The 22,200-nt window shown below is 37.7% G+C and carries 22 protein-coding genes, 1 pseudogene and 1 riboswitch; of the genes and pseudogenes, 12 read left to right on the top strand and 11 right to left on the bottom strand.

The window, feature by feature from the left end:
* Positions 1–59: 59 nt before the first annotated feature.
* Complete coding sequence (locus tag ACXYMX_RS12905) at positions 60–461, top strand: SLAP domain-containing protein (RefSeq protein WP_459044653.1); 402 nt, start codon at positions 60–62, stop codon at positions 459–461.
* Here ACXYMX_RS12905 and nadX read toward each other — a convergent pair.
* A complete protein-coding gene (gene nadX, locus ACXYMX_RS12900; protein WP_459044652.1) occupies positions 458–1,240 on the bottom strand; it encodes an aspartate dehydrogenase in 783 nt (260 codons plus the stop codon). The two genes, ACXYMX_RS12905 and nadX, sit on opposite strands and share 4 nt — an antisense overlap.
* Before the next feature lie 50 nt (positions 1,241–1,290).
* Positions 1,291–2,280, bottom strand: coding sequence for a YecA family protein (locus ACXYMX_RS12895; protein ID WP_459044651.1), 990 nt, complete (start codon positions 2,278–2,280; stop codon positions 1,291–1,293).
* A 214-nt stretch (positions 2,281–2,494) separates the two neighbouring features.
* On the opposite strand from ACXYMX_RS12895, the gene ACXYMX_RS12890 reads away from it, so the two are divergent.
* Positions 2,495–2,935, top strand: coding sequence for a YugN family protein (locus ACXYMX_RS12890; RefSeq protein WP_459044650.1), 441 nt, complete (start codon positions 2,495–2,497; stop codon positions 2,933–2,935).
* Between the two features lie 242 nt (positions 2,936–3,177).
* Here ACXYMX_RS12890 and ACXYMX_RS12885 read toward each other — a convergent pair whose 3' ends face one another.
* Positions 3,178–3,726: an isochorismatase family protein gene (locus ACXYMX_RS12885; protein ID WP_459044649.1), complete on the bottom strand. Its 549-nt coding sequence runs from the start codon at positions 3,724–3,726 to the stop codon at positions 3,178–3,180.
* Positions 3,727–3,922: 196 nt separating this feature from the next.
* On the opposite strand from ACXYMX_RS12885, the gene ACXYMX_RS12880 reads away from it, so the two are divergent.
* The 4 genes from ACXYMX_RS12880 to ACXYMX_RS12865 all read left to right on the top strand — a co-directional run bounded on the left by ACXYMX_RS12880 (position 3,923) and on the right by ACXYMX_RS12865 (position 8,353).
* Positions 3,923–5,158: an allantoate amidohydrolase gene (locus ACXYMX_RS12880; RefSeq protein ID WP_459044648.1), complete on the top strand. Its 1,236-nt coding sequence runs from the start codon at positions 3,923–3,925 to the stop codon at positions 5,156–5,158.
* Between the two features lie 283 nt (positions 5,159–5,441).
* The gene (locus ACXYMX_RS12875) at positions 5,442–6,473 is read left to right on the top strand and encodes a TRAP transporter substrate-binding protein (protein ID WP_459044647.1); all 1,032 of its coding nucleotides are present in this window, start codon (positions 5,442–5,444) and stop codon (positions 6,471–6,473) included.
* Between the two features lie 132 nt (positions 6,474–6,605).
* Positions 6,606–7,082, top strand: a complete 477-nt coding sequence (locus ACXYMX_RS12870; protein ID WP_459044646.1) for a TRAP transporter small permease — start codon at positions 6,606–6,608, stop codon at positions 7,080–7,082.
* On the top strand, positions 7,079–8,353 hold the full coding sequence (locus tag ACXYMX_RS12865) for a TRAP transporter large permease (protein ID WP_459044645.1): 1,275 nt from the start codon (positions 7,079–7,081) through the stop codon (positions 8,351–8,353). The genes ACXYMX_RS12870 and ACXYMX_RS12865 overlap by 4 nt, the downstream gene beginning before the upstream one ends.
* 66 nt (positions 8,354–8,419) lie before the next feature.
* Here the strand turns inward: ACXYMX_RS12865 and ACXYMX_RS12860 are convergent, their stop codons facing one another.
* Entirely contained in the window at positions 8,420–9,889 is a 1,470-nt protein-coding gene (locus ACXYMX_RS12860; protein ID WP_459044644.1) for a protein adenylyltransferase SelO, read from the bottom strand.
* A gap of 168 nt (positions 9,890–10,057) precedes the next feature.
* On the opposite strand from ACXYMX_RS12860, the gene ACXYMX_RS12855 reads away from it, so the two are divergent.
* Entirely contained in the window at positions 10,058–10,237 is a 180-nt protein-coding gene (locus ACXYMX_RS12855) for a hypothetical protein (RefSeq protein WP_459044643.1), read from the top strand.
* Positions 10,238–10,757: 520 nt separating this feature from the next.
* Here the strand turns inward: ACXYMX_RS12855 and ACXYMX_RS12850 are convergent.
* The 4 genes and pseudogenes from ACXYMX_RS12850 to ytxJ all read right to left on the bottom strand — a co-directional run bounded on the left by ACXYMX_RS12850 (position 10,758) and on the right by ytxJ (position 14,951).
* A complete protein-coding gene (locus ACXYMX_RS12850) occupies positions 10,758–11,555 on the bottom strand; it encodes a YqhG family protein (protein ID WP_459044642.1) in 798 nt (265 codons plus the stop codon).
* A pseudogene (locus ACXYMX_RS12845) lies at positions 11,485–13,100 on the bottom strand (DEAD/DEAH box helicase). The gene ACXYMX_RS12850 and the pseudogene ACXYMX_RS12845 overlap by 71 nt, the downstream one beginning before the upstream one ends.
* A gap of 130 nt (positions 13,101–13,230) precedes the next feature.
* On the bottom strand, positions 13,231–14,520 hold the full coding sequence (locus ACXYMX_RS12840) for a protoglobin domain-containing protein (RefSeq protein ID WP_459044641.1): 1,290 nt from the start codon (positions 14,518–14,520) through the stop codon (positions 13,231–13,233).
* A gap of 104 nt (positions 14,521–14,624) precedes the next feature.
* A complete protein-coding gene (gene ytxJ / locus ACXYMX_RS12835; RefSeq protein ID WP_459044640.1) occupies positions 14,625–14,951 on the bottom strand; it encodes a bacillithiol system redox-active protein YtxJ in 327 nt (108 codons plus the stop codon).
* Between the two features lie 224 nt (positions 14,952–15,175).
* On the opposite strand from ytxJ, the gene ACXYMX_RS12830 reads away from it, so the two are divergent.
* Positions 15,176–15,565 carry a VOC family protein gene (locus ACXYMX_RS12830; protein WP_459044639.1) on the top strand — a complete coding sequence of 130 codons (390 nt, stop codon included), beginning with the start codon at positions 15,176–15,178 and terminating at the stop codon, positions 15,563–15,565.
* A 103-nt stretch (positions 15,566–15,668) separates the two neighbouring features.
* Here the strand turns inward: ACXYMX_RS12830 and ACXYMX_RS12825 are convergent, their stop codons facing one another.
* The 3 genes from ACXYMX_RS12825 to ACXYMX_RS12815 form a co-directional block, all read right to left on the bottom strand.
* The gene (locus ACXYMX_RS12825; protein ID WP_459044638.1) at positions 15,669–16,103 is read right to left on the bottom strand and encodes a universal stress protein; all 435 of its coding nucleotides are present in this window, start codon (positions 16,101–16,103) and stop codon (positions 15,669–15,671) included.
* 108 nt (positions 16,104–16,211) lie between these two features.
* Positions 16,212–17,396, bottom strand: a complete 1,185-nt coding sequence (locus ACXYMX_RS12820) for an MFS transporter (protein ID WP_459044637.1) — start codon at positions 17,394–17,396, stop codon at positions 16,212–16,214.
* A gap of 18 nt (positions 17,397–17,414) precedes the next feature.
* Entirely contained in the window at positions 17,415–17,834 is a 420-nt protein-coding gene (locus ACXYMX_RS12815; RefSeq protein ID WP_459044636.1) for a MarR family transcriptional regulator, read from the bottom strand.
* Positions 17,835–18,184: 350 nt separating this feature from the next.
* A riboswitch (purine riboswitch) is annotated at positions 18,185–18,284 on the top strand.
* Between the two features lie 52 nt (positions 18,285–18,336).
* Between ACXYMX_RS12815 and ACXYMX_RS12810 the strand changes: the two genes are divergently transcribed.
* The 4 genes from ACXYMX_RS12810 (at position 18,337) to ACXYMX_RS12795 (ending at position 22,039) form a co-directional block, all read left to right on the top strand.
* Positions 18,337–19,521, top strand: coding sequence for an MFS transporter (locus ACXYMX_RS12810; RefSeq protein ID WP_459044635.1), 1,185 nt, complete (start codon positions 18,337–18,339; stop codon positions 19,519–19,521).
* A 148-nt stretch (positions 19,522–19,669) separates the two neighbouring features.
* Positions 19,670–20,554 (top strand): fructose bisphosphate aldolase, encoded by an 885-nt coding sequence (locus tag ACXYMX_RS12805; protein ID WP_459044634.1) that lies wholly within the window; start codon positions 19,670–19,672, stop codon positions 20,552–20,554.
* Positions 20,555–20,697: 143 nt separating this feature from the next.
* A complete protein-coding gene (locus ACXYMX_RS12800; protein ID WP_459044633.1) occupies positions 20,698–21,132 on the top strand; it encodes a DUF6526 family protein in 435 nt (144 codons plus the stop codon).
* Between the two features lie 145 nt (positions 21,133–21,277).
* Positions 21,278–22,039 (top strand): SDR family oxidoreductase, encoded by a 762-nt coding sequence (locus tag ACXYMX_RS12795; protein WP_459044632.1) that lies wholly within the window; start codon positions 21,278–21,280, stop codon positions 22,037–22,039.
* The last annotated feature ends 161 nt before the right edge of the window (positions 22,040–22,200 follow it).

Raw genomic sequence — 22,200 nt, 5'->3', positions numbered from 1 at the left:
TGTTGTATAATGAAAGAACAATACGATTCGTATTTTCACAATAGAAATGAGGGATTCACATGACATTACAAATAGCATATCAATCCGTTTGGGAGCAAACATTGACCATACAAGAAAAATTAAAGTATGAAAGCCTTCTCAACAAATGTACTCTGAAACAGGAGGCCAGTTTCACTTGTCCAATAGCAATAAAAGGAAAAAAGAATAAAGGAATTGTAGCAACAACTTTTATTTGCAACAACTCTGAAACGGTACTCCATCTTACAAATACCAAAGCAGAATTACTTGATGAGCATAAAAACTTAATTGCAGAAGAAAACTTTGAACTCCTTTTAGAGATACCGCCATTTTCAGCAATGCCCTGGTCTTTTGTATTTAATCCGACGCATGTGAAACGAGATGTCTCTACGACTGAAACATATAGCATTCAACTATCATTTAACGAGGAAAAAATGGACTAGCTACCGATTCGAAATGAATTCTCTTTGTTTTTCAGTGTTGATAAAATACTTAACGCTGCAAGATAACTCGTTTTTGGATTTGTTGACATCGGGTTATTCTCAATTTGTAAATGCATTTTTCCAAAATCACCTTCAGCTTCAATAACATGCGTGTTTTTTTCAATCACTGGATCTGCGATTACTTTCACTTTCGTTTTTTCCGTACCTAATCCAGCAATCGATAGCAATAGCGCGACATTCACGTTTTTAGGAAACTTTTCAATTGCTTCTCTTGCCGATCCGTCAAATAACAGTTTCTCTTCGCTAACATTCTCTAACCCTAATGAGATGGGAGATTTCTTTGTTGTAATTTGGACTCTTTTAAGACCATTTAAAGCGTTTGCTGATTGGATTAAATCCAGTCCACCTATCGCACCGGACGGCAGATAGATTTGCACACCGTTCGATTGCGCCAAGCTTTTCATTTCCGATAAGTAGGCATCTTCTTTAAAGGCACCAATACTGCTTATGACAACGTCTTTTTTACGTTCTACAACGCATTTTAAGTAGAGGCCAACTACTTCAATGGTTGCCGCTTCTACAACTACATCCATTTCTGACTCCATAAATGCATTGAAATCCGTATAAAATTCAATTGCATACGCGGCTTTTAAAAGTTCTCCCTTTTCTTTATTTCTTCCAAAGACCGCTACGACTTTACCGTCAATACCTTTGTCTTTAGATATATTCTCCAATAAACTTGTTGCAATATTGCCTGTTCCTATTATTCCGATATTCATCGTAATCCCACCTTTCCAAGCACGCTTATCACTTATCTAAGGTTATTTAATTAAACTAGGGCCTCATCATATGAAGTCATTTCTTTATAATACCGATTCATAGATGATGTCGAAACTTCAAACCATTCCGCAAGTTCTTTCTGCGTTAAATTGAGTGGCTTAATATAAGATTTTTCTAAACCGTATCGTATCGCTCCAGCCGCAATCGCTACTTCTTTCCGTGCATTCGGTTGAAGCTCGACTAAATAATCTTCTACAAACTCCAATAAATCTTCGGATACTTGTTCATGTTTTTCCAAAAAGTCCATCACGAAGTCAAGAACGCCTTCTTCAAAGTTTGTAAATTCACTTCCGGTATACCCGTCCGTTCCGATGTCTTTCCAAAAGGTAATGCTATTTTGTTTCCAAAAGGATTCAATCGATTCATTGGAAGTTGAATCATACTTTTTCACAAAGTTTTTGAATACTTCCTGATGATCGACTGGAAAAAAGATTAGACTAGAAACTGCTAAGTACCGATTTGGAACCAAAGTACCATCTGGTAAAATGAAACAATACAAATGTGCACCGATGGAAACAGGCTTTTCACTTTCACGCTTTAGTTCGATTGTTTTATCTCCGAAAATCGATTGTACAGTCATATAGGCTGGATCAACTTGCGTAACTTTCCCTATAAAAACTCTTGGGTTTTGCCACGTCTCAAGCAATTCCTTAATGGATGATCGAATTTGTCTCTTATTTGTTCGTTCTAAATACGCTAGCCAAATGTCGTTTCGGTAATGAAAAAAGAATTCATCGAGTACTACTGCTTCAATCAATTCTTCATTTAACATCGTTAACAAAGGTTTTTTCCACTTGCTTGCTAACTCCATATATTCCGGTACATCCTTTTGTTTCGGATATACTTCATAAAAGCCTTGTAAGATTCGATCTAATTCCTCTAAATGAATATCGTTCACTTCAATTTCATTTTTTAACGCACAGCACTTTTTATATTTCTTTCCACTGCCACACGGACAGCTATCATTACGTCCAACCATATATACACTTCCCCTTTAAATATCTTCTTCTTTTCATTTTAACATAGCCTTCGCTATTCCAAGAGCATAAGCCTTTAAAAGAGTTCCTTTAATGCTTGATTCATCAACAAGAAAGTCTTCCACTAGAATTATTTGCCAACTTCATTTTAATCGTATGTAGATTCTATTTATGTGAATACTGATTAAAGAATACTTTAAATGAGGTGGATAAATAATGTTGGAGTTAGAAACGAAGTTAGAGGGAAAAAGTTCTTATTTTGGCCTTGTAAGAGATTGCATTTCAGAGATTGGATACCATATTGGCGGGAACTGGGATTATCACAAAGGGTATTTCGATCACATTTTATGCAGTGAAGAAGGTGAAAGAATTTACGTACGGATTCCCTTTCGTGTGTTGGATGGTGAATTGGACCAAGATGAGGCGTACATTCGATTTGAAAAGCCCTATATTATTAAACATGTCGTTCATATCGGTTTAGATCGCGATGGTTCTTCATTAATTGACGCCACTGGATTTAGCCAATTTCAACCCCCTTTAGATAAAGACGGTCAAATAAAAGATAAAAGCAGATGGATGCATGCGGGTGAAGTGGCTGTGCAACAATTAGTAGACTGTTTATGTGAGGCAAATCATATAAAGTCAGACATTGCCTAGTGCATACTATAGTCATTTCTAACAGTTAATCATCCGTCTATTACAAAAATGAAGCTCTAGATTTCCAATTAAGGATTTCTGAGCTTCATTTAGTATTTTGGAATTCCTCTTTATTATGCTTGGACCACTTTTATGTAGTAACTCCAGTACTCTATATTAGTTTAATGGAACAATTAAATCCTCTTTTTGGTATGAACCAGAAAATGGAGAGTTTCAACTTGCTTGTCCATCCCCGTTTTAAATCACTTAACCAACTTTAAAATTTCCTTAAAGTGTTCTCCTTCAGCTCTATGCATCAGTTCGTATAGAACCATTTCGACACTCGTTGAAAAGATGCCATGCGCCTTCAATTTTTCAAGGCCGATACTCTTGTTGTTTTCTGTCCTTGATGAAGTAGCATCTTCTATAATTTGAACGTCATACTCAACTTGCTTTAAGCCCATGGCCGTTTGATAAGCACATATATGAGTTTCCATTCCTGCAACTAAAATTTGTTGGCAATCTGTTGCTTCAATTGCATGCATAAACTCTTCATTTTCACACGCATTGAACGCTGTTTTCTCGATTGGTTCTAGGTCCGACAAGAGTCTAGCAATTCGTTCATGCGTGCGTCCTAATCCTTGCGGGTATTGTTCCAACCAGATAATTGGTATATCTAAAATCTTTAATCCTTTTATTAATATTTCTAACTGATTCAACACCTCTTCACTGTTATGAACCGTTTCAGCCAATTTACCTTGAACATCCACTAATACAAAGGCGGTGTGTTCATGATCTAACAACGTACACATGTCATCATCCCCTCACTCTTCATTATCTACATTCTACTATGATACACTTCTATCAATCTAGTAAATACTATACAATTTTGAAAAATGAACGTATTCATTAAAGTGAATTGTATGAATACGATTCAATGCTTATACTGTTAGTAGTATAGCCAATTATTGAGTAAATTAAAATGATACATAGATGGAGGATGAAAATATGAGAGCTAATCAAAAACGGATTGAGAACCACATTGCTCTATTAAGTCAATTTACAGCCACACCAGGCAAAGGGGTAACGAGACTGACTTATAGCCAAGAAGATTTACAAGCTCGAACTTACATTAAAGAACGTATGGTTGAGTATGGACTAGCAGTTACTGAGGATGGACTGGGTAATATATTTGGCAAATTAGAGGGTTCCGTTGCAAATGCACCTTCCGTCATCGTCGGTTCCCATTTTGACTCTGTTCCAAATGGTGGTGCCTTTGATGGAACTGCAGGAGTAGTCGTTGGCCTGGAGGTTGCAGCACTCTTCCATGAACATAACTTACAACCTACTTATCCGCTCGAAATCCTTGCAATGATTGAAGAAGAAGGTTCACGGTTTGCTGGTGGCTTAATGGGGTCCAGGGGAATGATGGGTTTAATTTCAGATGAGGAATTCAATGCATTTACAGACACTAAGGGAATCGTTGCAACCGATGCGATGGCGGAAATCGGTCTTGATTCATCTAAAGAAAAGGTTCGGAACCCTGAAACAATCCGAGCATTCCTAGAGCTCCATATTGAACAAGGGCCGATATTAGAAGAGAAAGGCGTTGAAATTGGTGTAGTCAAAGCGATTGTAGGCATTACTCAACTTGAGGTAACTGTCCAAGGACGAGCAGGACATGCCGGCACGACACCGATGGATCGACGTTCCGATGCACTCGTTACTGCTGCCGAACTCATTGCAAACTTCCCACGGATTGCATCTGAAATAGGAAATGGAGCTGTAATCACAACAGGTCGACTGAGTGTCTTCCCAAATGGAGCCAATGTGATTCCTGAAAAAGTCGTCTTTTCGGTTGATATTCGTGCGGGCCAAGAAGAATATATGCTAGACGCTACAACAAAAGTTAAAGAATTGATTTCCTCCGCGAATGGAAATGGAATTCAGACTTCTGTAGAGCAACCCCTTTATGTAGCTCCAAAAAAGTTAAATGAAGAAGTCATCTCACTTCTAAAGGAATCAAGTGACTTTCTTGAAATTTCGAACTGCATGATCAATAGTGGAGCTGGCCATGATGCGATGGTTTTTTCCGATTTTACAGCTTGTGGCATGTTATTTGTCCCGAGCAGGGATGGACTTAGCCATTGTCCTGAAGAGTGGTCCGACGCAGAACATCTTGCAAAAGGGACAGATATTTTATTTGAAACGGTGAAAAAGTTAACAGCTGCTCAAGGGATATAAAATAGAATTAGAGCGCAAATGTTACAAATAAGTTGAATTGCTTAAAAATTACTGTATTTATTGAAGGAATACATTGAAATCTTTGATTCTTATAGTATAATTACTTTTATTGAGCGCAAGTGGATTTGCACTTAATAAGGAAATATTGAAAGGTAGATTCCATTTCAATTATTCGCCTTGCAACTTGAGACAATTCGAAAGTACTGGATTCATTAAATAGATTAGATCCAGGAAAATGAGTTGAAACACAATTATTTAGAAAAGAATTAGGGGGAACAAGTACATGTTGAAGAAGAAGTTTGGTTTTTTAATGGTAATTGCAATGCTTATGCTTGTAATTGCAGGTTGTTCAGATTCAAAAGATACGGATAGTACGGATTCAGGATCAAAAGATGAAGGTAATTCTGAAGAGAAGTTCACACTTCAAGCAGGTCACTCTTTACCTGAAGACCACCCGTACCACCTTGGTTTCCTTGAAATGGCTAAAAACGTTAACGAACGTACGGATGGCCGTGTAACAATCGAAGTATTTGCTAACTCAGAAATCGGTGCTGAAAGAGAATTGACTGAAGGTATGACACTTGGAACTGTTGACCTAGTTATGTCATCTACAGCTCCAGTAACAAACTTTGTGCCTGAGCTAGCTGTACTAGACGTTCCATTTATCTTCAAAGACCGCGAGTCTGCTGTTAAAGTACTTGAAGGTGAGATTGGTGAAAGTTTATTTGGAAAGTTGAAAGACAACGGAATCATCGGTCTTTCATGGGGAGAAAACGGATACCGTCACATCACAAACTCAAAGCACCCTATCAATTCACCTGAAGATCTAAAAGGAATTAAAATTAGAACGCAAGAAAACGAAATTCACCTTGCAGCATTTAAGGAACTTGGCGCACTTCCAACTCCTATGGCTTGGACTGAAGCACTAACTGGTTTACAACAAGGTGTTGTTGATGCACAAGAAAACCCTGCAATTGTTGCAGACCAATTTAAATTATATGAATCAAAACAAAAATACATGACATTAACAGGTCACGTATACTCTGTTGCAATGTATATGATGAGTCAAAAATCATACGATAAGCTTCCTGAAGACCTAGCTAAAATTGTTGTTGAAGAAGGACAAAAAGCAGGTTCTAAAGAACGTGATCTAATTGTAGAAATGGAAAAAGAATCACTTAAAGTATTGGTAGAAAACGGTGTTGAAATTATTGATGATGTTGACATTGCTCCTTTCCAAGAAGCAGTTAAGCCAATCTATTCAATGGTTGAATACCAAGATCTATTAAACGAAATCATTGCTGCACAAGAATAATATGAACATTTAAAAAGGGAGAGTCTTCTCCCTTTTTTATAACTCTAGAAACTAGTAGTACGTGGATAACCTAAAAGGAATACTGCGGCTCAACAATTTTTAGAATTTTCTTTATGTTGAGGAGGGATCTACTTGGACAAATTTGTAGGATATATGAATTTTACCATGAAACATTTTTTAAACGTAATAATGGCAGTGCTATCATTGGCTGTTTTTGCTCAAGTAATTTTCAGGTTTGTGTTAGAATTGCCACTTTCTTGGTCAGAAGAATTAGCTGTATACTGTCTAGTTTGGATCACTTTTTTAGGGGCAGCATATGCACTCTCATTAAAGGCTCATATTGGGGTCGACTTTTTTGTTGATCGCTTTCCAGCATCGCTTAAGAAAGTATTCTTAGTCATTGCAGCGATTGCAAGTTTTTCATTTTACATAATATTAATCATTCAAGGTTACGACCTTGTGCAATCATCAATGAGTCAAACATCTCCAGTAATGAAAATTCCTATGGGTCTGATTTACTTGGTCATTCCTCTAAGTGGACTCTTCTTAATCATCAATCTCATCCACCTATTAGTGAAGGATTTAAGGACGGAGGCGATTGAAGAATGACAGTCCTCTTATTTGCGATGCTCGGACTTCTTTTTATCATCGGTGTTCCCATAGCGGTTTCATTAGGAATGGCGTCTTCAATTGTATTTTTAGTAGATGGGCAAGTTTCTTTAATCGTACTTATGCAAAGAATGTTTAACTCTGTTGCCTCATTCCCACTACTTGCAATCCCTTTCTTTATACTCGCCGGTAAGCTAATGGAAAGTGGAGGAATTTCTCAAAGGTTAATTCATTTAGCGAATGTCATGTTTGGTCGTGTAACTGGCGGACTCGCAATTGTATCTATTATCGCTTGTGCATTTTTCGCAGCAATATCAGGATCCGCTGCAGCAACAACCGCAGCAGTCGGTTCACTCCTTATTCCTGCGATGGTGAAAAAAGGCTATGATAAAAACTTCTCTACAGCTGTACAAGCTGCGGGAGGAACAATTGGGGTTATGATTCCACCCAGCGTTCCTTTAGTATTATATGGAGTATCTGCTGGAGTCTCGATCAGTTCCCTTTTCATTGCTGGAATCGTTCCAGGATTACTCGTTGTTTTATCACTTGTACTTCTTGTATATGTTATTTCACTTATCAAAGGGTATGGCGGTGGAGAAAAGTTTACTTTTATGGAGTTTATAAAAGCGTTCGCCGATGCATTTTTAGCTTTACTCATGCCGGTTATTATTTTAGGCGGGATTTACGGTGGAATTTTCACACCAACTGAAGCAGCCGTAGTTGCGGTATTTTACGGTCTTATTGTTGGGGTATTCATCTATAGAGAAATTAAATTAAAAGACTTAGTAGAGATTTTATCTTCCTCAGTCGTTGTTTCTGCAGTTATTATGTTTATTATTGCTGGAGCCTCTATATTTGGCTATTACTTAACAAGAGCTCGTATCCCAAGAGAATTAACCGAAACTGTACTCGGTTTAACTCAAAACTGGATTATCGCATTACTTATAATTAACGTTTTACTCCTTTTCATCGGAACATTTTTAGAAACGTCAGCTGCGATTATCATTTTGACGCCAATCCTCGTACCTATCGTAAGTGCGTTAGGCATCGACTTGGTACATTTCGGAATCATTATGATCTTCAACTTGGCAATTGGATTCATCACACCTCCAGTAGGTCTGAACTTATTCATAGCCGCAAACATAGCTGGAACCAAATTTGAAGGTGTAGTTAAGGCGATTATACCTTTCCTAATTATTATGATCTTGGATATTCTAATCATCTCGTTTATTCCTTCGATCACTTTATTCTTAGGTACTTTTATGAAATAAACGCTAAAAAGCCGATTCATCTTCAATGCGAAGGTGAATCGGCTTTTTTTATTTAATAAAAGGCTATCAAGTTCCACAAAATGTTTGATAAAGTCCGCCCGGATTAGGTGGATTCGTGTAGCCTTCTTGTTCTGGACTGTATGCGTAAGGGTCAGTTAAGACATGCAAGAAATTCTGTAGTACTTCGTAATTGGAGTCCATTGCTGCTTCAAGCGCAGCTTCTACCCGATGATTTCGCGGTATGATGGCTGGATTATGCATACGCATCAATTCATACGTTTCATCTTCCGTTAGAGATTGCATACGAACTCTATTTCTCCATGCTTCATGCCACTCTTTAAACTCTTCTGTTTTGAAAAGTGCTATGTCCTCTAGTTGATTAAGAGTAAGCGCACGAAATGTATTCGTATAATCCGCTTTCTTTTTCTTCATCATTGAAAGCAAACCTTCTATAAGCTTTTCATCTTCATCGTCCTCGATTAATAAACCAAGTTTCAAACGCATTTCAGATAGCCATTTAACCTGATAATGCTTAGGGAAATCCTCTATGACTTCTTGTGCGAGTCGAATCGCTTCTGTTTCTTCTTCATGTAAAAGAGGGATCAGTGTTTCAGCAAATCGAGCTAAATTCCATCGAACAATCGTTGGTTGGTTCCCATAAGCATATCGTTTTTGAGCGTCAATGGAGCTAAAGACAGTTGCTGGATCGTACGTATCCATAAATGCACATGGTCCATAATCAATTGTTTCTCCACTAATTGTCATATTATCGGTATTCATAACTCCGTGTATAAAACCTACGGACTGCCATTTTACGACTAATGAAATGTGCCGCTCCTCTACTTTTTGAAGGAATGATAAATATGGATTTTTATCTTCCTTTATTTCTGGGAAATGGCGATCAATTGCATAGTCAGCTAGTTCCTTAAGTTCTTGTTCAGTCCCCCACTTGGCGGCATATTGAAAGGTTCCAAAACGTAAGTGACTTTCTCCGATTCGAGTTAAAATCGCACCCGGTAATTTCGTTTCACGGAGGATGGACTCCCCCGTAGTAACAACCGCAAGGCTCCGAGTTGTAGGTATACCAAGTCCATGCATTGCTTCACTCATAATATATTCACGCAGCATTGGCCCTAGCGCTGCTCGACCGTCTCCCCCACGTGAAAATGGTGTTCTTCCCGAACCTTTCAATTGGATATCCAATCGTTTCCCGTTAGGCGTTATCTGTTCGCCGATTAGCGTTGCCCTACCGTCTCCGAGCATTGTAAAATTGCCAAACTGATGCCCTGCATAGGCCTGGGCTAACGGTTGTGCACCTTCAGGGAAATCATTTCCCGCAAGAACAGCTATACTTCCTTTTCTTTTTAGTTCCTCCGGATTTAAACCAAGTTCCATTGCCAAGGCATCGTTAAGTAGGACCAACTTTGGCATTTCTACTAAATTAGGACTCATTTCGCTGAAAAATAGATTTGGAAGTTGATTGTACGTGTTGTTGAAATTCCAACCTACTTCAGCTTTTATATTATTAGGTGACATTGGAAGCTCCTCTCTTCATATGCATCTTCTTTTAAATTAACTTAACTTGTTTGTTTATTATACCCCATTCACTAAAAGATGAAGCTTGAAAGGACTTCTTTAAAGTTGTCTCTTTACGAATAAAAATGGCGAAACGGTGCACATTAATAGAATTGGAGGTGAACCCTAATGACCAATAATAAAAACAGCAACAAAACAATGAACGAGAGAAACCATAACCCATTTAAAACCTACAAAGAAAACAAGAACAGCAACAGTAACAATCAATCATCAACACATAAACAGAACGGAGAATTCGGTATTGAATTTGAGATTAAAAATGAAAATGACAAATCCAGTAAAAAATAAAAAGCATACTTTTCAGAAGCGAAGACGAATGATTGACGATTCGTCTTCATTTCATGTTTACGTACGTTTCAAGAGTTCGTTAATGTTGTCCATTATTTAATATCATTAAATAATAATGTGGATAATACTTAGTAAACAATAGTGCTGTTGATTTCCGTTTCAGACCCGAAAAGCGGAAAAATAAAGTTCAATCTTTCCCTGACCCGTTCCGGAGGGCAGCCGGTGGACCAACCCGTTGTTGTTTCACCTGACCTGCTGTCCTCCCGGAGTCGCCGTCTTCCACTTCAATCAACTGGCAAGTGTATAAAAATCTCTTATCCCACTACCTCGACGTCTCTAACCTTGAATCCAAACGATCCAGCGCAGAAGCGACAAGTGTGAGCCGAAGTAGTAAGACCGACAGTGATCTTTCTGACGGGCTTACTACGGGAGGCCATCACCAAGCGCCGAAGCGATATTTTTACGATGTCCACTCCACTCTACAAAGAATGTACATATAATTTATCAACACTCAACAAAGTTATTTAACAGAGCCATTTAATAAATAAAACAGACCTCCATTTACAATATCAATCTTAATTACTTGTTTGTATTGCTGTTCCATTGCCTGTTTTTCAACCTCATAACACTCAGGTTTATCTTCTACTCCCTCATAAAAGTATTCCAGTACGAGCCTATCCTTTTTATATTTCACTTTTGCTTTTTCAACCCACTCGTGACTCTCTTGTTCAATGAAGTTATCTACAATCGCCTCCAATCGTTCAAGTGCACGGATTGGTGTAATAGTATAAGGTAAGTGAAAAGTGTTTGAGGGTATGTTTGCATGTAAATTTAATTCACAAATTGATTCCTGAAAATCCTCTACAACCTGACCAGTCATCAAGTTTAAACCGTATGAGAAAAGCATTTCTTTCGTTTGATCGCTACAATAGGCTACTTTATAATTCACACCCAACCAAGGCGTTAATATTAGTTGTCTATCTGTTTGACCGATTCCATGTTCATACATTTGTACAAAAGATCCCATTTCTTTTGTAACAGCAAACAGCTGGCTTAACCGAGGGGACCCAATGTGTACCAATTCACCTCGAACGTCTTCCTCTAACTTATTCTTATTTGTAATCATCGTAATTCGTGCTGGATTGGGAACCTCGCCAATGCTTTCAATATAACTCCAATAAAAGGGGCGATTCATTATTTTTTTATCCATCTCAACCGTTAACTGAACCTCAATATAATGATTGTTCTTAGATAGTATTTGACAGTTGTTCTCCGTGAAAAATCGACTTATATAGGAATGGATTTGCTCGGGAACCATGTAGAACCTCCTTCAAATCGTTTTTTTGAATGCAGTTAATATATCATCCAGCTCGCCGACAACTTGTTCAAAAACATCGATTTTCGCATAAAGTAATTCTAGTATATGATCTTCAACCGTATTCTGAATGGCCAGATTATAAATATGAACATCATTTTTTTGTCCCAAACGATGAACACGTCCAATTCGCTGTTCCAACTTCATCGGATTCCACGGCAAATCGTAGTTAATTACGTGATGGCAAAATTGAAGGTTAATCCCTTCACTCCCGGACTCTGTCGCTATTAAAACTTGTGCCTGTTCTTTAAATAATTGTTTCATCCATTCACGTTTGTTCTTGCTGAACTTACCATTAAAAAGCACACTGCTAATCCCCTTCGACCACAAATATTCCTGTAAATAAGTTTGGCTAGCCTTATATTCTGTGAAGAGGATGACCTTATCGTTTGCCTGTGCAATAATTTCATACGCTTTTTCTGCTTTTGAATGAATTTCTAGGCACCCTAATTTTCGAAGTATTTTTTCTACATAAGCGATAACATCCGGTTCTACACATTTTTCAAGCATTTGGGTTAACGTTAGAATAGTCGCTTCTTTACTGCTGCAAAGCTCTCTTTGCAACGTAATAATTGAAAATGCATTTGAAAATTCGGAAGAAATTTGCGGTAGTTCAGTGATCATTTCGTATATTTCTTGTTCCTCAGGCGTGAAGGAAAGGGGTAAAATTTGAACATGCCGACCCTTCCATTCAATTCCTGTATCTTCTCTTCTATTTCTGACCATTACTTGAGATACAAGCTCTTTCAAGTATTCTTCATGTTCCACTTTGTGTTTACTTGTAGAAAACACGGTTTGAAATGTGTCGTAATTACCTAGATGACCCGGCTTAAGTAATGAAATAAGATGAAACAATTCGAAGATGTTATTTTGGATTGGTGTTGCTGTTAATAATAAACAAAACCTTTTCTTTAAATGTTGAACAAATTCATAGTTTTTCGTTTTATGATTTTTTAATTTATGTGCTTCGTCTATTATTATTAAATCGTATGCTTGTTCATAAATTTTCTCCTTATGTGGGCTTCTTTTCGCCATATCCAAACTCATGACTACAATTGAACATGTATTCAAATCGTAGTTTTTCCGATACTGCATAGCTGGAATATGAAATTTTTGATTCAACTCATCTATCCATTGATTGACAAGGGATGCGGGTACGAGAATGAGTGCTTTTTTCACGAGTCCTCGAACCAAGTACTCCTTCAGAATTAGACCCGCCTCAATTGTTTTACCTAAACCAACTTCATCTGCAAGAATTGCTTTTCCATTCATTCTTTCAATAACCGTTTCTGCAACTCTTAATTGGTGTTCTAGTGGCGTAAAATCAGGCAAATATTTAATTGATTGAAGACCATTAAATTCTGTTATTAAATTCGTTTTGGTGTTGTTATAAGCCATTGAATACAATGCCCAATTGTCCCAAGCTTTCCGACTTTCCAACCGTTCAATAAAGCCTTCTTTCCATATCGTAGACTTTTCAATAATCATCCTTATCACCTCAAGCAACTTTTGATTAACTATTAAGTTGCCCCAAAAAAGGTTTCTTATGTTTTTCATTAAAAAAACACCCAAGCTTTTTAGCGTGGATGTCTACATATCTTTTTACTATATTGATTTATTAAGCCATTTCTTGGGTGATTGCTGTAAGGCCATCTGCAGAATTAGCCACTTCTTCAAATGCGACTCCTAATTCTTTCACTACTTGAAGAAAAGAATCGAGCTCTTGCTCAATTTTATTGTTTTGGAATTTCGTTTCATTCATCGTCTTTAATATTTCTTCAAAATGATCATTGGTTTCTTTAGTGCTGTCATTTCCTTCATTCACAGCATCTCTAATTTTCCCAATCGATAACGTAAGCTTCTCCGATTGAGAATTCGTATCTCTAATTAATGTAGAGACATTCGTTAACGACTTTTTCGTCTCTTCCGAAAGTTTCCGTACTTCTCCAGCTACTACGGCAAAACCTCTTCCTGCTTCTCCAGCACGCGCTGCTTCAATTGCTGCGTTCAAAGCTAGTAGATTCGTTTGTTCAGCAATCCCTGTAATGATTTGTGTAATCCCTTGCATGCGAGTCGATATATCGATAAGAGCTTTAACATCTTCTGAAATATCATTAACAAAATAGTTAATATTGTTCATATTTGCAGTTTGAATAACGAGCTGTTTTTTTCCATTTCCGGCTCGATCTTCTGCAAGATTTGACAATTCAATCCCTTTATTCGCCGAGTTTATTATTTCTGATGACTGATATGTCAATTGATGAAAGGATGCATTTGTTTCTTCAGATACAGCAGCAAGGTTTTCCGCGGCGCTAGCTACCATATTTCGGATGGATTGTTGTTCGTCTTCCGCTTGGTTTCTAATGCGATCAATTTCATCATCATATGCTTCAAGTACGAGTTGCTGTTCGATGTTTAATATTTTCGTTACTGCCTTAATTGCCAACATATATTCTTCTCTATCCATTATATTCTTATCAATGATTGTCATAAGAGAAAGAAGTAGATCTTGAAAAGCAGACATATACCACTTGGTTTTCAAGCCTATCCGAACATGAATCTGAGCAATACGAATTCTTTTCCCAACGTATTCCTCGTTAATAACTCCTTCAAACATTTCCGAAATGTGACGCATTAGTGTTTGTCTTAGGCGTTCAACGGAACTATTATCCGTAATGATTTTCATTAACGAGGCTTCGTTCGTTAAATTTTCATAAAATTGATCCACGATGTTTTCTATCTCTTCCGTAACAAACGGTTGTAAATTATGTATGATGCGAAGATCTTCATCTGTTAATGCAATCATTTTTACTTGTTTTTCAATATCTGATCCACTTGGTGTATACAACGTAGTATTTGCTTCTTTGGTCAATATTTTCACACTTGAATTCTTCTGTCTTCTGAACACAAAAACGACACCTGCCCTATCTTTCCAATTCTATTTCTCAAAAACAGCTTCTTGTATTGAACTAAATACGTACCTAGCAATTCTAATAATACCATAAAAAACCTTCAGGAATACGATTCAACCGCTTCCTCAACAACACTTTTTTTAATGTGATAATGTGTGGCTTGCCAAACGGCCCTTCCGTTTTTCAGAATTAATAATTGTGGGGATTCGTGTTTTACCTCTAAATCGATTTCAATCGTTTTCGAAACTTTCTTATCCATCTGTACAATAACTACATAAATCGGCAGATCCGTCTCGAGGGCCTGTAATTCTTTTTTTGCGGTTATACTACTGAAGCATGTCATACTTAATTTGAATAAAAGAAAAGGTTGCTCCGTAGAATTATCTAACAGAGTTTGCCATTCTTCGACTGATTTTATTCGCTTCATTTCGGGTTTCCTCCACATCTGTTTACAAGTACTATTCTTTTACCATTTATTCTAATTCAATAAATTAATAGGTTAAAACATATATATACATAATACACCATTAATACTCTCCACTACTCAACACAAAATACTCTTTCTATGCTTAACCTTCTGAAATTTCTGATATAATTGTAGTAACAAATTAACAATCGTCCGGGGAATTCATCACAAGAGGAGGAGTAACTATGATTCATAAAATCGGGGAAGTAATGCTGTATGTAGATTATCAAGATGAGGCTGTGGATTTTTGGACAGAAAAAGTAGGGTTTGTCGTAATTTCAGAAGATGATGATGGACAAGGCATGAGATGGATCGAAATCGCACCATCAAAAGAAGCCGGAACGAGCTTGGTTCTTCACAATAAGAAATTGATTGCAGAAATGGAACCAGAAATGAATCTTGGCACACCTTCGTTAATGTTTTTCACAGAAAATCTCGATGCGTTTCACGACACTCTTTCAAATAAAAAGGTGACTGTGGGAGAAATAATAACTATGCCTTCAGGAAAGGTATTTAACTTTGCGGATAATGAACAAAATTATTTTGCAGTTATGGAAATGGCGAACAACGACTAGTTTCATAGTTAATAAACAGCAAGAAAGAGTCCAAATTAGGACTCTCTCTTGCTGTTTATTATAGTTTTAGACTTCTCACCTAATCGAAACCGTACTAAAATCTTCAGGCATTTTTACGACTGACCAAAACGTCACAATTCGCTGTACGTACAATGGCTTCTGAAACGGATCCTAAAAAGAATTTTTCTACACCTTTTAATCCTGTGGCACCGCAAATAATCAAATCTGCTTTCACTAGACGGGCGATTTCTTCCGTAATTATCTTTTGTGGAGAACCACTTGAAATAATCACTTCAACGTTTTTAACTCCTTCATTTTGAGCCTTCACTTTATACCCATTCAATAGCTTTTCAGAGTTAATTTGATCTGTTTGAATTGTTGATAGTTCATCTTCCCCAAGGAGCGTATCATCGATTACATAGACTATGTGCAGAGTTGTGTGTTCCGATTCTTTTGCAAACTCAATTGATTTATTCAAAGCATCTTCGGCTTCTCTTGAACCGTCTACTGCGACTAAAATATTTTTATATTCACCCATATCTACTTAAACTTCCTTTCGATGAAAAGATGTGATTTTTGCTCTTATTTCTATGATTAATAGATCTACTTACATTTATTGTAACTCATTTCAGATTGCTTTTCCTTATTAATTTACAGTAGGACTTTTTGGGCGTTGTAAAATTAAATAAAGTACTAACGCAAAAACAATGAGCCCGGCGAGGATTACATATAAATTTCGGTACCCATAAGCTGCTGCAATGTTTCCGAGGAAATACGGTCCAAAACCGAATCCGAAATCTAAAAAAATATAAAACGTAGACGTTGCTACACCCATCCTATGAGGGGGTACTCCATTTAAAGATATGGCTTGTGCGCATGACTGGAAATTCCCAAAACCTAGACCAATAAGCGCACCCGATACAAGTAAAACAAAACCTGTTTGTGTTTGACTCAACAATAGAAGTCCACCCGCAAATAAGATGAGAGAAGGTACGATTACGAATGTACCACCTTTTCGATCCAGTAATTTCCCAGAAAAAGGTCTAGAAAATAAAACTGCGATTGCATAAATGAGGAAGAAAAAACTTGCTGCATCGACAAAGTTAGCTTCTATAGCATAGAAGGATAAAAACGATAATACACCCGAATAGCCAGCACCTGCGAGTAAAGTGATTACCGCAATTGGAATGGCCGACTTTTCTATGTAGTTTGAGAGTCCTCGTGGTGATTTCTCACTTGTACCTTGAGCTATTCTTTCTTCAATTGGCTGTTTCTCTACAAAGAAAAACATAATAAGTCCAATAATACTAAGCACCAAACTTAAGTAAAACAACCAACTAAAATTAATATGTTGGCTCAAGTAGATGCCTAGAAATGGTCCAATTGCTGTCGCAAGAACGGAGCTTAAACTAAAATAGCCGATTCCCTCTCCTCGTCTTGACGGGGGAATGATTTGCGCAATCATAGTCCCCGTTGCAGTTGAAGCAACACCTAAACCAATTCCATGGATAAACCTTACGAGTAGTAACAGCGGCAATGTATGCGCCGCAAAGTAGAGTGCAGTCGCTCCAATTGAAATGAGCAGGCCGACAAATAATATTTTTCGACTTCCAACACTCGCGATGAACCGCCCTGTAACGATTCGTGCTGCCAATGTCCCGATAATAAATATTCCAGAAACCAGGCCGGCCATACTTGATGATGCACCGTATTCATCAACTGCAAAAGGCACAATTGTTACAATGAGCATGTACATAACAATCATTAAGAAAAAATTTGTGATGGCTATAAAAATAAAATCTTTTGTCCATAGTGTTTGCTTATCTTTCATTCGATTACCTTCTTTGTATTAGTTCATTAGATTTTTATATGCTGCATCCAGTAACAACTTTGCTTTTTCCATATCTTCAGTAGCAATACCCTTTAGAATTCTTTCATAAACGGGTTGAAGCTCGCTTCGTATCGCTTCTGTAATTCGCTGCCCTTCAGTGGAAAGACTTAATAGCTTTTCACGTTTGTCAGTACCTTGTGAAACTTCTATATAGCCAATTTCATGAAGCTTTTTCACAACTTTTGCGATCGAAGGTTTTTCAACCATCAATCGATCAGCAATGTCTACGGAAGTCATTTCCCCCTCCCGGGATAGAATGTTTAGTACTGTCCATTGTGCATTAAACAAGTCATATCTTAAGAGGATCGTATTTAACTGATTCACGATGGGACGATACAGTTTGATATAACTCCTAAAAAATTGCTGTTCTACACTCATATTCCCACCTCATTTATTGTTAACGAATAATAGTTAATCTAGCTAACCATATACTCAGTATACGCTTCTAAAAAGTGGATGTAAATCATGTTGTTTGGCATGAAAAGTCCCGAGTTCTGCTCTTGTTGAATACTATGTCACAGTTTTTTCGTTTCGCGCTCAATTGTTTCTTTGCTCCCGCAACGCGACATTTATTCCCGTATCGGGTTGATTTATTCCCGTATCGGATTGATTTGCTCCCGTATCGTTGCTCTTTATTCCCGCAACGCTTCACTTTGCTCCCACAACGCAAATAGGACTCCCCCACACTTGCAATAGAGCACCAATCATGATAAATTAAGGGATAGAAAATTTCATTATAGAAATCGTCATGTATAACCTCGATAATATGGTTCGAGGGTCTCTACCAGGAACCGTTAAATCCTGATTACAAAAGTATTTTTGTAATCGGATTTTTTTGTGTTTAAAAACGGGTCTGTCGTACCTAGCAGGAGGAATTTTTTTGGATAAACGCGTATATTTATTAGCTATTTCAGCAATTACAGTCGGTTTAGTTGAGTTGATCGTCGGAGGAATTTTACCCGTCATCGCGGAAGATTTACAAGTTTCAATTGCATCCGCTGGTCAACTAATTACAGTTTTTGCATTGGTCTATGCTGTTTCTGGACCGGTTCTACTCTCACTAACCTCAAAAGTAGAACGAAAAAAACTTTACCTCATTTCATTAACCGTATTCTTTATAGGGAATGTGTTCACCTTTTTCAGTCCAACATTTGCACTTGTCATGGCTGCAAGAGTCTTGACGGCAGCAAGTGCTGCACTAGTTATCGTTCTTTCTTTAACGATTACGGCACGTATTTCAAAACCTACACACCGTGCAAAAGCACTCGGATTAATTTTCATGGGGATTAGTTCCTCACTCGTACTCGGTGTTCCAATCGGAATTATTATTACAAACGCATTTGGATGGCGTTTTGTGTTTTTAGGTATTGCAATTCTTTCACTTATTTCAATCTTACTCGTCACTAAATTTCTTGAAAAAATACCTACCGGCAACGTACAATCCCTTTCTTCCCAATTAAAAGCATTGGCGAATAAAAAGATTTTCTTTGCCCATCTGGCGACAATGTTCATGTTGGCAGGTCACTACACAGTCTACGCATACTTCACGCCATTCCTTGAAACAACAATGCAACTAAATCCGTATTGGATTAGTATTTTTTACTTCTTATTCGGTATTGCAGCAATGAGTGGTGGCGCATTTGGAGGACAATTGGCTACTTGGATTGGATCGACGAAAAGTATTTTATTCATTTTAGGCGCTTTTGCAATAAGTTTATTTATTCTACCTTATTTCACATTTTCTCTCCCTCTCTTTATCATTGCAATGATGGTTTGGGGTGCGCTTAGCTGGGCTCTTGCTCCGCCGCAACAGGATTACATTATTAAAAGTGATCCCGTTTCATCAGATCTTCACCAGAGCTTTAACAACTCCGCTTTACAAGTCGGAATTGCTCTTGGTTCAGGTGTGGGTGGAATTGCTTTTGGTCAAACTGGAGATGTCACATTAATGCCTGCTGTAGGTAGTGTCCTCGTCGTAATTGCCTTCATCTGTGCAGCGATTTCTTTATCCATCGTTGTTAAAAATAAGAATAGCGACGTCCCTGAAAAACAACTTACTACTTAAGTAAGTTTGGTAACGATTTGGAATTAAACCCTTTTAGGAGGAGACTTCTTTCATAATGTGGTAAAATGGTAGATAGCTTAACGGATTCCCGTTAATCTCCATATGATTTCTCTTGGAAACTACCAACTATGAATTAGGAGTGAGCTTAATGAATGTAGAACAATTTGAAAAGGTACAAAACGGTAAAGGGTTTATCGCCGCGCTCGATCAAAGCGGTGGGAGTACACCAAAAGCATTAGCAGCTTACGGTGTGTCTGAAAGTTCTTTTTCAAACGAAGATGAAATGTTCGACTTAGTACACGAAATGCGTACTCGAATTATTACTTCGTCTGCATTTAATGCAGACCATATCCTCGGAGCTATTTTATTTGAACAAACGATGGATCGTAAAATTGAAGATATGTATACTGGTGATTATTTAGCTGAAAAGAAAGGCATTGTTCCTTTTCTCAAAATAGACAAAGGACTTGCTGAAGATGCAAATGGCGTGCAACTGATGAAGCCACTCACAGATTTAGATGAACTTTTAACACGTGCAAACGAACGTAATATTTTTGGTACAAAAATGCGTTCTGTTATAAAAGAAGCAAATGCTGAAGGGATTCAGGCTGTCGTTAAACAGCAGTTTGAAGTTGGAAAACAAGTTCTAGCTGCTGGCCTCGTTCCAATTATTGAACCTGAAGTTGATATAACGAGTTTGGAAAAAGAGGCTTGTGAAACACTCCTAAAAGCAGAACTTCTTAACGAACTAAATGAGTTGAATGACAACCAAAACGTAATGCTAAAACTAACGATTCCTAGCAAGGCGAATTTGTATAAAGAACTCATTGATCATCCAAGAGTTGTGCGAGTCGTTGCGCTCTCAGGTGGTTACTCAACAGAAGTAGCCAATGAAAAACTGAGGCAAAACGATGGACTGATTGCAAGTTTCTCTAGAGCTTTAAGCCAAGACTTAAATGTAAACCAATCCGATGATGAGTTTAACACTACTCTTGAAAAAGCAGTACAATCAATCTACGAAGCTTCAATTTAATAACTATGTACGTCAAAACCTACCTTTTATAAATGGCAGGTTTTTCTTTATAAAGTATAGAATCTTTGGGCTTTTAAGCTGGATTCTAGCTAAATCGTAATCTGGAGTTTATAATACCCTTATAGGTATACGGAGGTGTTTAAATGAAAGAGCAATCGTATGAGAAACATACACAGTACACCGTACTACAGCATTACATTTGGTTACCATTGAGTTTCATTTTATTACTGTCGGTAATGGGGTATTCAATTTATCAGATGATAAATGGTATTTTCACTTTTGGATCACTGCTTTTACTAGCAGTTACCTTTTTAGCAATACTACCAGGGATTTTCTCACGTAGGTATGCCCTTCAACTTCAAGATCGGTTAATCCGAACCGAGGAGCAACTTCGCTATTTTATGCTCACTTCAAAAAGAATCGATCCCAGCATCACTTTGGCACAATTGATTGCACTTCGATTCGCACCTGATGAGGAATTTATTGCGTTAGTTGACCGAACGATAGCAGAAAACCTTTCTCCAGATGAAATAAAAAAAGCAATCCAAGTATGGAAAGCGGACAACAACCGAGTTTAGTCTTAACTTGTACTTATCTTATAATCAAAATATAGCGAAACATGACTTCTCTTTATGCAAGGTTAGTTGTTTATTGAACATTCTATCAACTTTGGGTTATACTTCTAGTGTACACTTGTTCATTAATTATGAGGGGGTTTTATTGATGAGATTAGAAGGTAAAGTTGCGGTAGTCACTGGTGCTGCATCCGGAATGGGTAAATCGATAGCAGAATTGTATGCTTCTGAAGGTGCGAATGTAATCGTTGCAGATTTGAATTTTGAGGGTGCAGAAGCAGTTGTACAAAGCATTTCATCAAACGGTGGAACTGCCACTGCAGTGAAAGTGAACGTCACAAGTCAAGAAGATATCGACAATATGATTGATACGGCAGTAAACGAATATGGAACTTTAGACATTCTAGTCAATAATGCTGGAATCATGGACGGATTTGAGCCAGCCGGAGAAATTACAGATGAAAAATGGGATTTGATTTTTGACATAAATACTAAAGGCGTTATGCGCGCTACTCGAAAAGCGCTTCCTATTTTCCTTGAAAAAGGTAAAGGAGTCATTATAAACACTGCCTCAACAGGTGGTTTGAACGGTGCTCACGCCGGTGCTGCATATGGTGCTTCGAAACACGCTGTAATCGGCTTCACTAAAAACACAGGATATATGTATGCTAATTCCGGTATTCGCTGCAATGCCATCGCACCTGGTGGAGTTGAAACGAATATCGCTTCGACAATGACGAATGTTAGCCAATTTGGCGCTGGACGTTTGCAAGGCGTTCAAGGACTTATTCCACGTATGGGTAAACCTGAGGAAATAGCTCAAATTGCCTTATTCCTTGCATCAGATGATTCAAGCCTCATAAACGGTGCAGTAATCACTGCCGACGCAGGTTGGACTTCTGCTTTCTAAACGTAAACATAGTATCAATCGAGTAGGAGGGAGTGATTAACTCCCGACCTCTCACACCACCGTACGTACCGTTCGGTATACGGCGGTTCAATTAAGATTGATGACGCAAAACTTCATAACGTGATGATAAACTTTTGAGCCCTTGATTATTCCAGTAGGAA

It is taken from the genome of Sporosarcina sp. CAU 1771 (assembly GCF_054482775.1).
The sequence above is the reverse complement of the archived record's forward strand: the minus strand, read 5'-3'. Positions and strand labels throughout refer to the sequence as shown.

What these genes read in the sequence shown, in the direction of transcription:
- ACXYMX_RS12905 (WP_459044653.1), top strand. Translation starts at nt 60, where the DNA reads ATGACATTACAAATAGCATATCAATCCGTTTGGGAGCAAACATTGACC.
- nadX (WP_459044652.1), bottom strand. Translation starts at nt 1,240, where the DNA reads ATGAATATCGGAATAATAGGAACAGGCAATATTGCAACAAGTTTATTG.
- ACXYMX_RS12895 (WP_459044651.1), bottom strand. Translation starts at nt 2,280, where the DNA reads ATGGTTGGACGTAATGATAGCTGTCCGTGTGGCAGTGGAAAGAAATAT.
- ACXYMX_RS12890 (WP_459044650.1), top strand. Translation starts at nt 2,495, where the DNA reads ATGTTGGAGTTAGAAACGAAGTTAGAGGGAAAAAGTTCTTATTTTGGC.
- ACXYMX_RS12885 (WP_459044649.1), bottom strand. Translation starts at nt 3,726, where the DNA reads ATGTGTACGTTGTTAGATCATGAACACACCGCCTTTGTATTAGTGGAT.
- ACXYMX_RS12880 (WP_459044648.1), top strand. Translation starts at nt 3,923, where the DNA reads ATGAGAGCTAATCAAAAACGGATTGAGAACCACATTGCTCTATTAAGT.
- ACXYMX_RS12875 (WP_459044647.1), top strand. Translation starts at nt 5,442, where the DNA reads ATGTTGAAGAAGAAGTTTGGTTTTTTAATGGTAATTGCAATGCTTATG.
- ACXYMX_RS12865 (WP_459044645.1), top strand. Translation starts at nt 7,079, where the DNA reads ATGACAGTCCTCTTATTTGCGATGCTCGGACTTCTTTTTATCATCGGT.
- ACXYMX_RS12860 (WP_459044644.1), bottom strand. Translation starts at nt 9,889, where the DNA reads ATGTCACCTAATAATATAAAAGCTGAAGTAGGTTGGAATTTCAACAAC.
- ACXYMX_RS12855 (WP_459044643.1), top strand. Translation starts at nt 10,058, where the DNA reads ATGACCAATAATAAAAACAGCAACAAAACAATGAACGAGAGAAACCAT.
- ACXYMX_RS12850 (WP_459044642.1), bottom strand. Translation starts at nt 11,555, where the DNA reads ATGGTTCCCGAGCAAATCCATTCCTATATAAGTCGATTTTTCACGGAG.
- ytxJ (WP_459044640.1), bottom strand. Translation starts at nt 14,951, where the DNA reads ATGAAGCGAATAAAATCAGTCGAAGAATGGCAAACTCTGTTAGATAAT.
- ACXYMX_RS12830 (WP_459044639.1), top strand. Translation starts at nt 15,176, where the DNA reads ATGATTCATAAAATCGGGGAAGTAATGCTGTATGTAGATTATCAAGAT.
- ACXYMX_RS12825 (WP_459044638.1), bottom strand. Translation starts at nt 16,103, where the DNA reads ATGGGTGAATATAAAAATATTTTAGTCGCAGTAGACGGTTCAAGAGAA.
- ACXYMX_RS12820 (WP_459044637.1), bottom strand. Translation starts at nt 17,396, where the DNA reads ATGAAAGATAAGCAAACACTATGGACAAAAGATTTTATTTTTATAGCC.
- ACXYMX_RS12815 (WP_459044636.1), bottom strand. Translation starts at nt 17,834, where the DNA reads ATGAGTGTAGAACAGCAATTTTTTAGGAGTTATATCAAACTGTATCGT.
- ACXYMX_RS12805 (WP_459044634.1), top strand. Translation starts at nt 19,670, where the DNA reads ATGAATGTAGAACAATTTGAAAAGGTACAAAACGGTAAAGGGTTTATC.
- ACXYMX_RS12800 (WP_459044633.1), top strand. Translation starts at nt 20,698, where the DNA reads ATGAAAGAGCAATCGTATGAGAAACATACACAGTACACCGTACTACAG.
- ACXYMX_RS12795 (WP_459044632.1), top strand. Translation starts at nt 21,278, where the DNA reads ATGAGATTAGAAGGTAAAGTTGCGGTAGTCACTGGTGCTGCATCCGGA.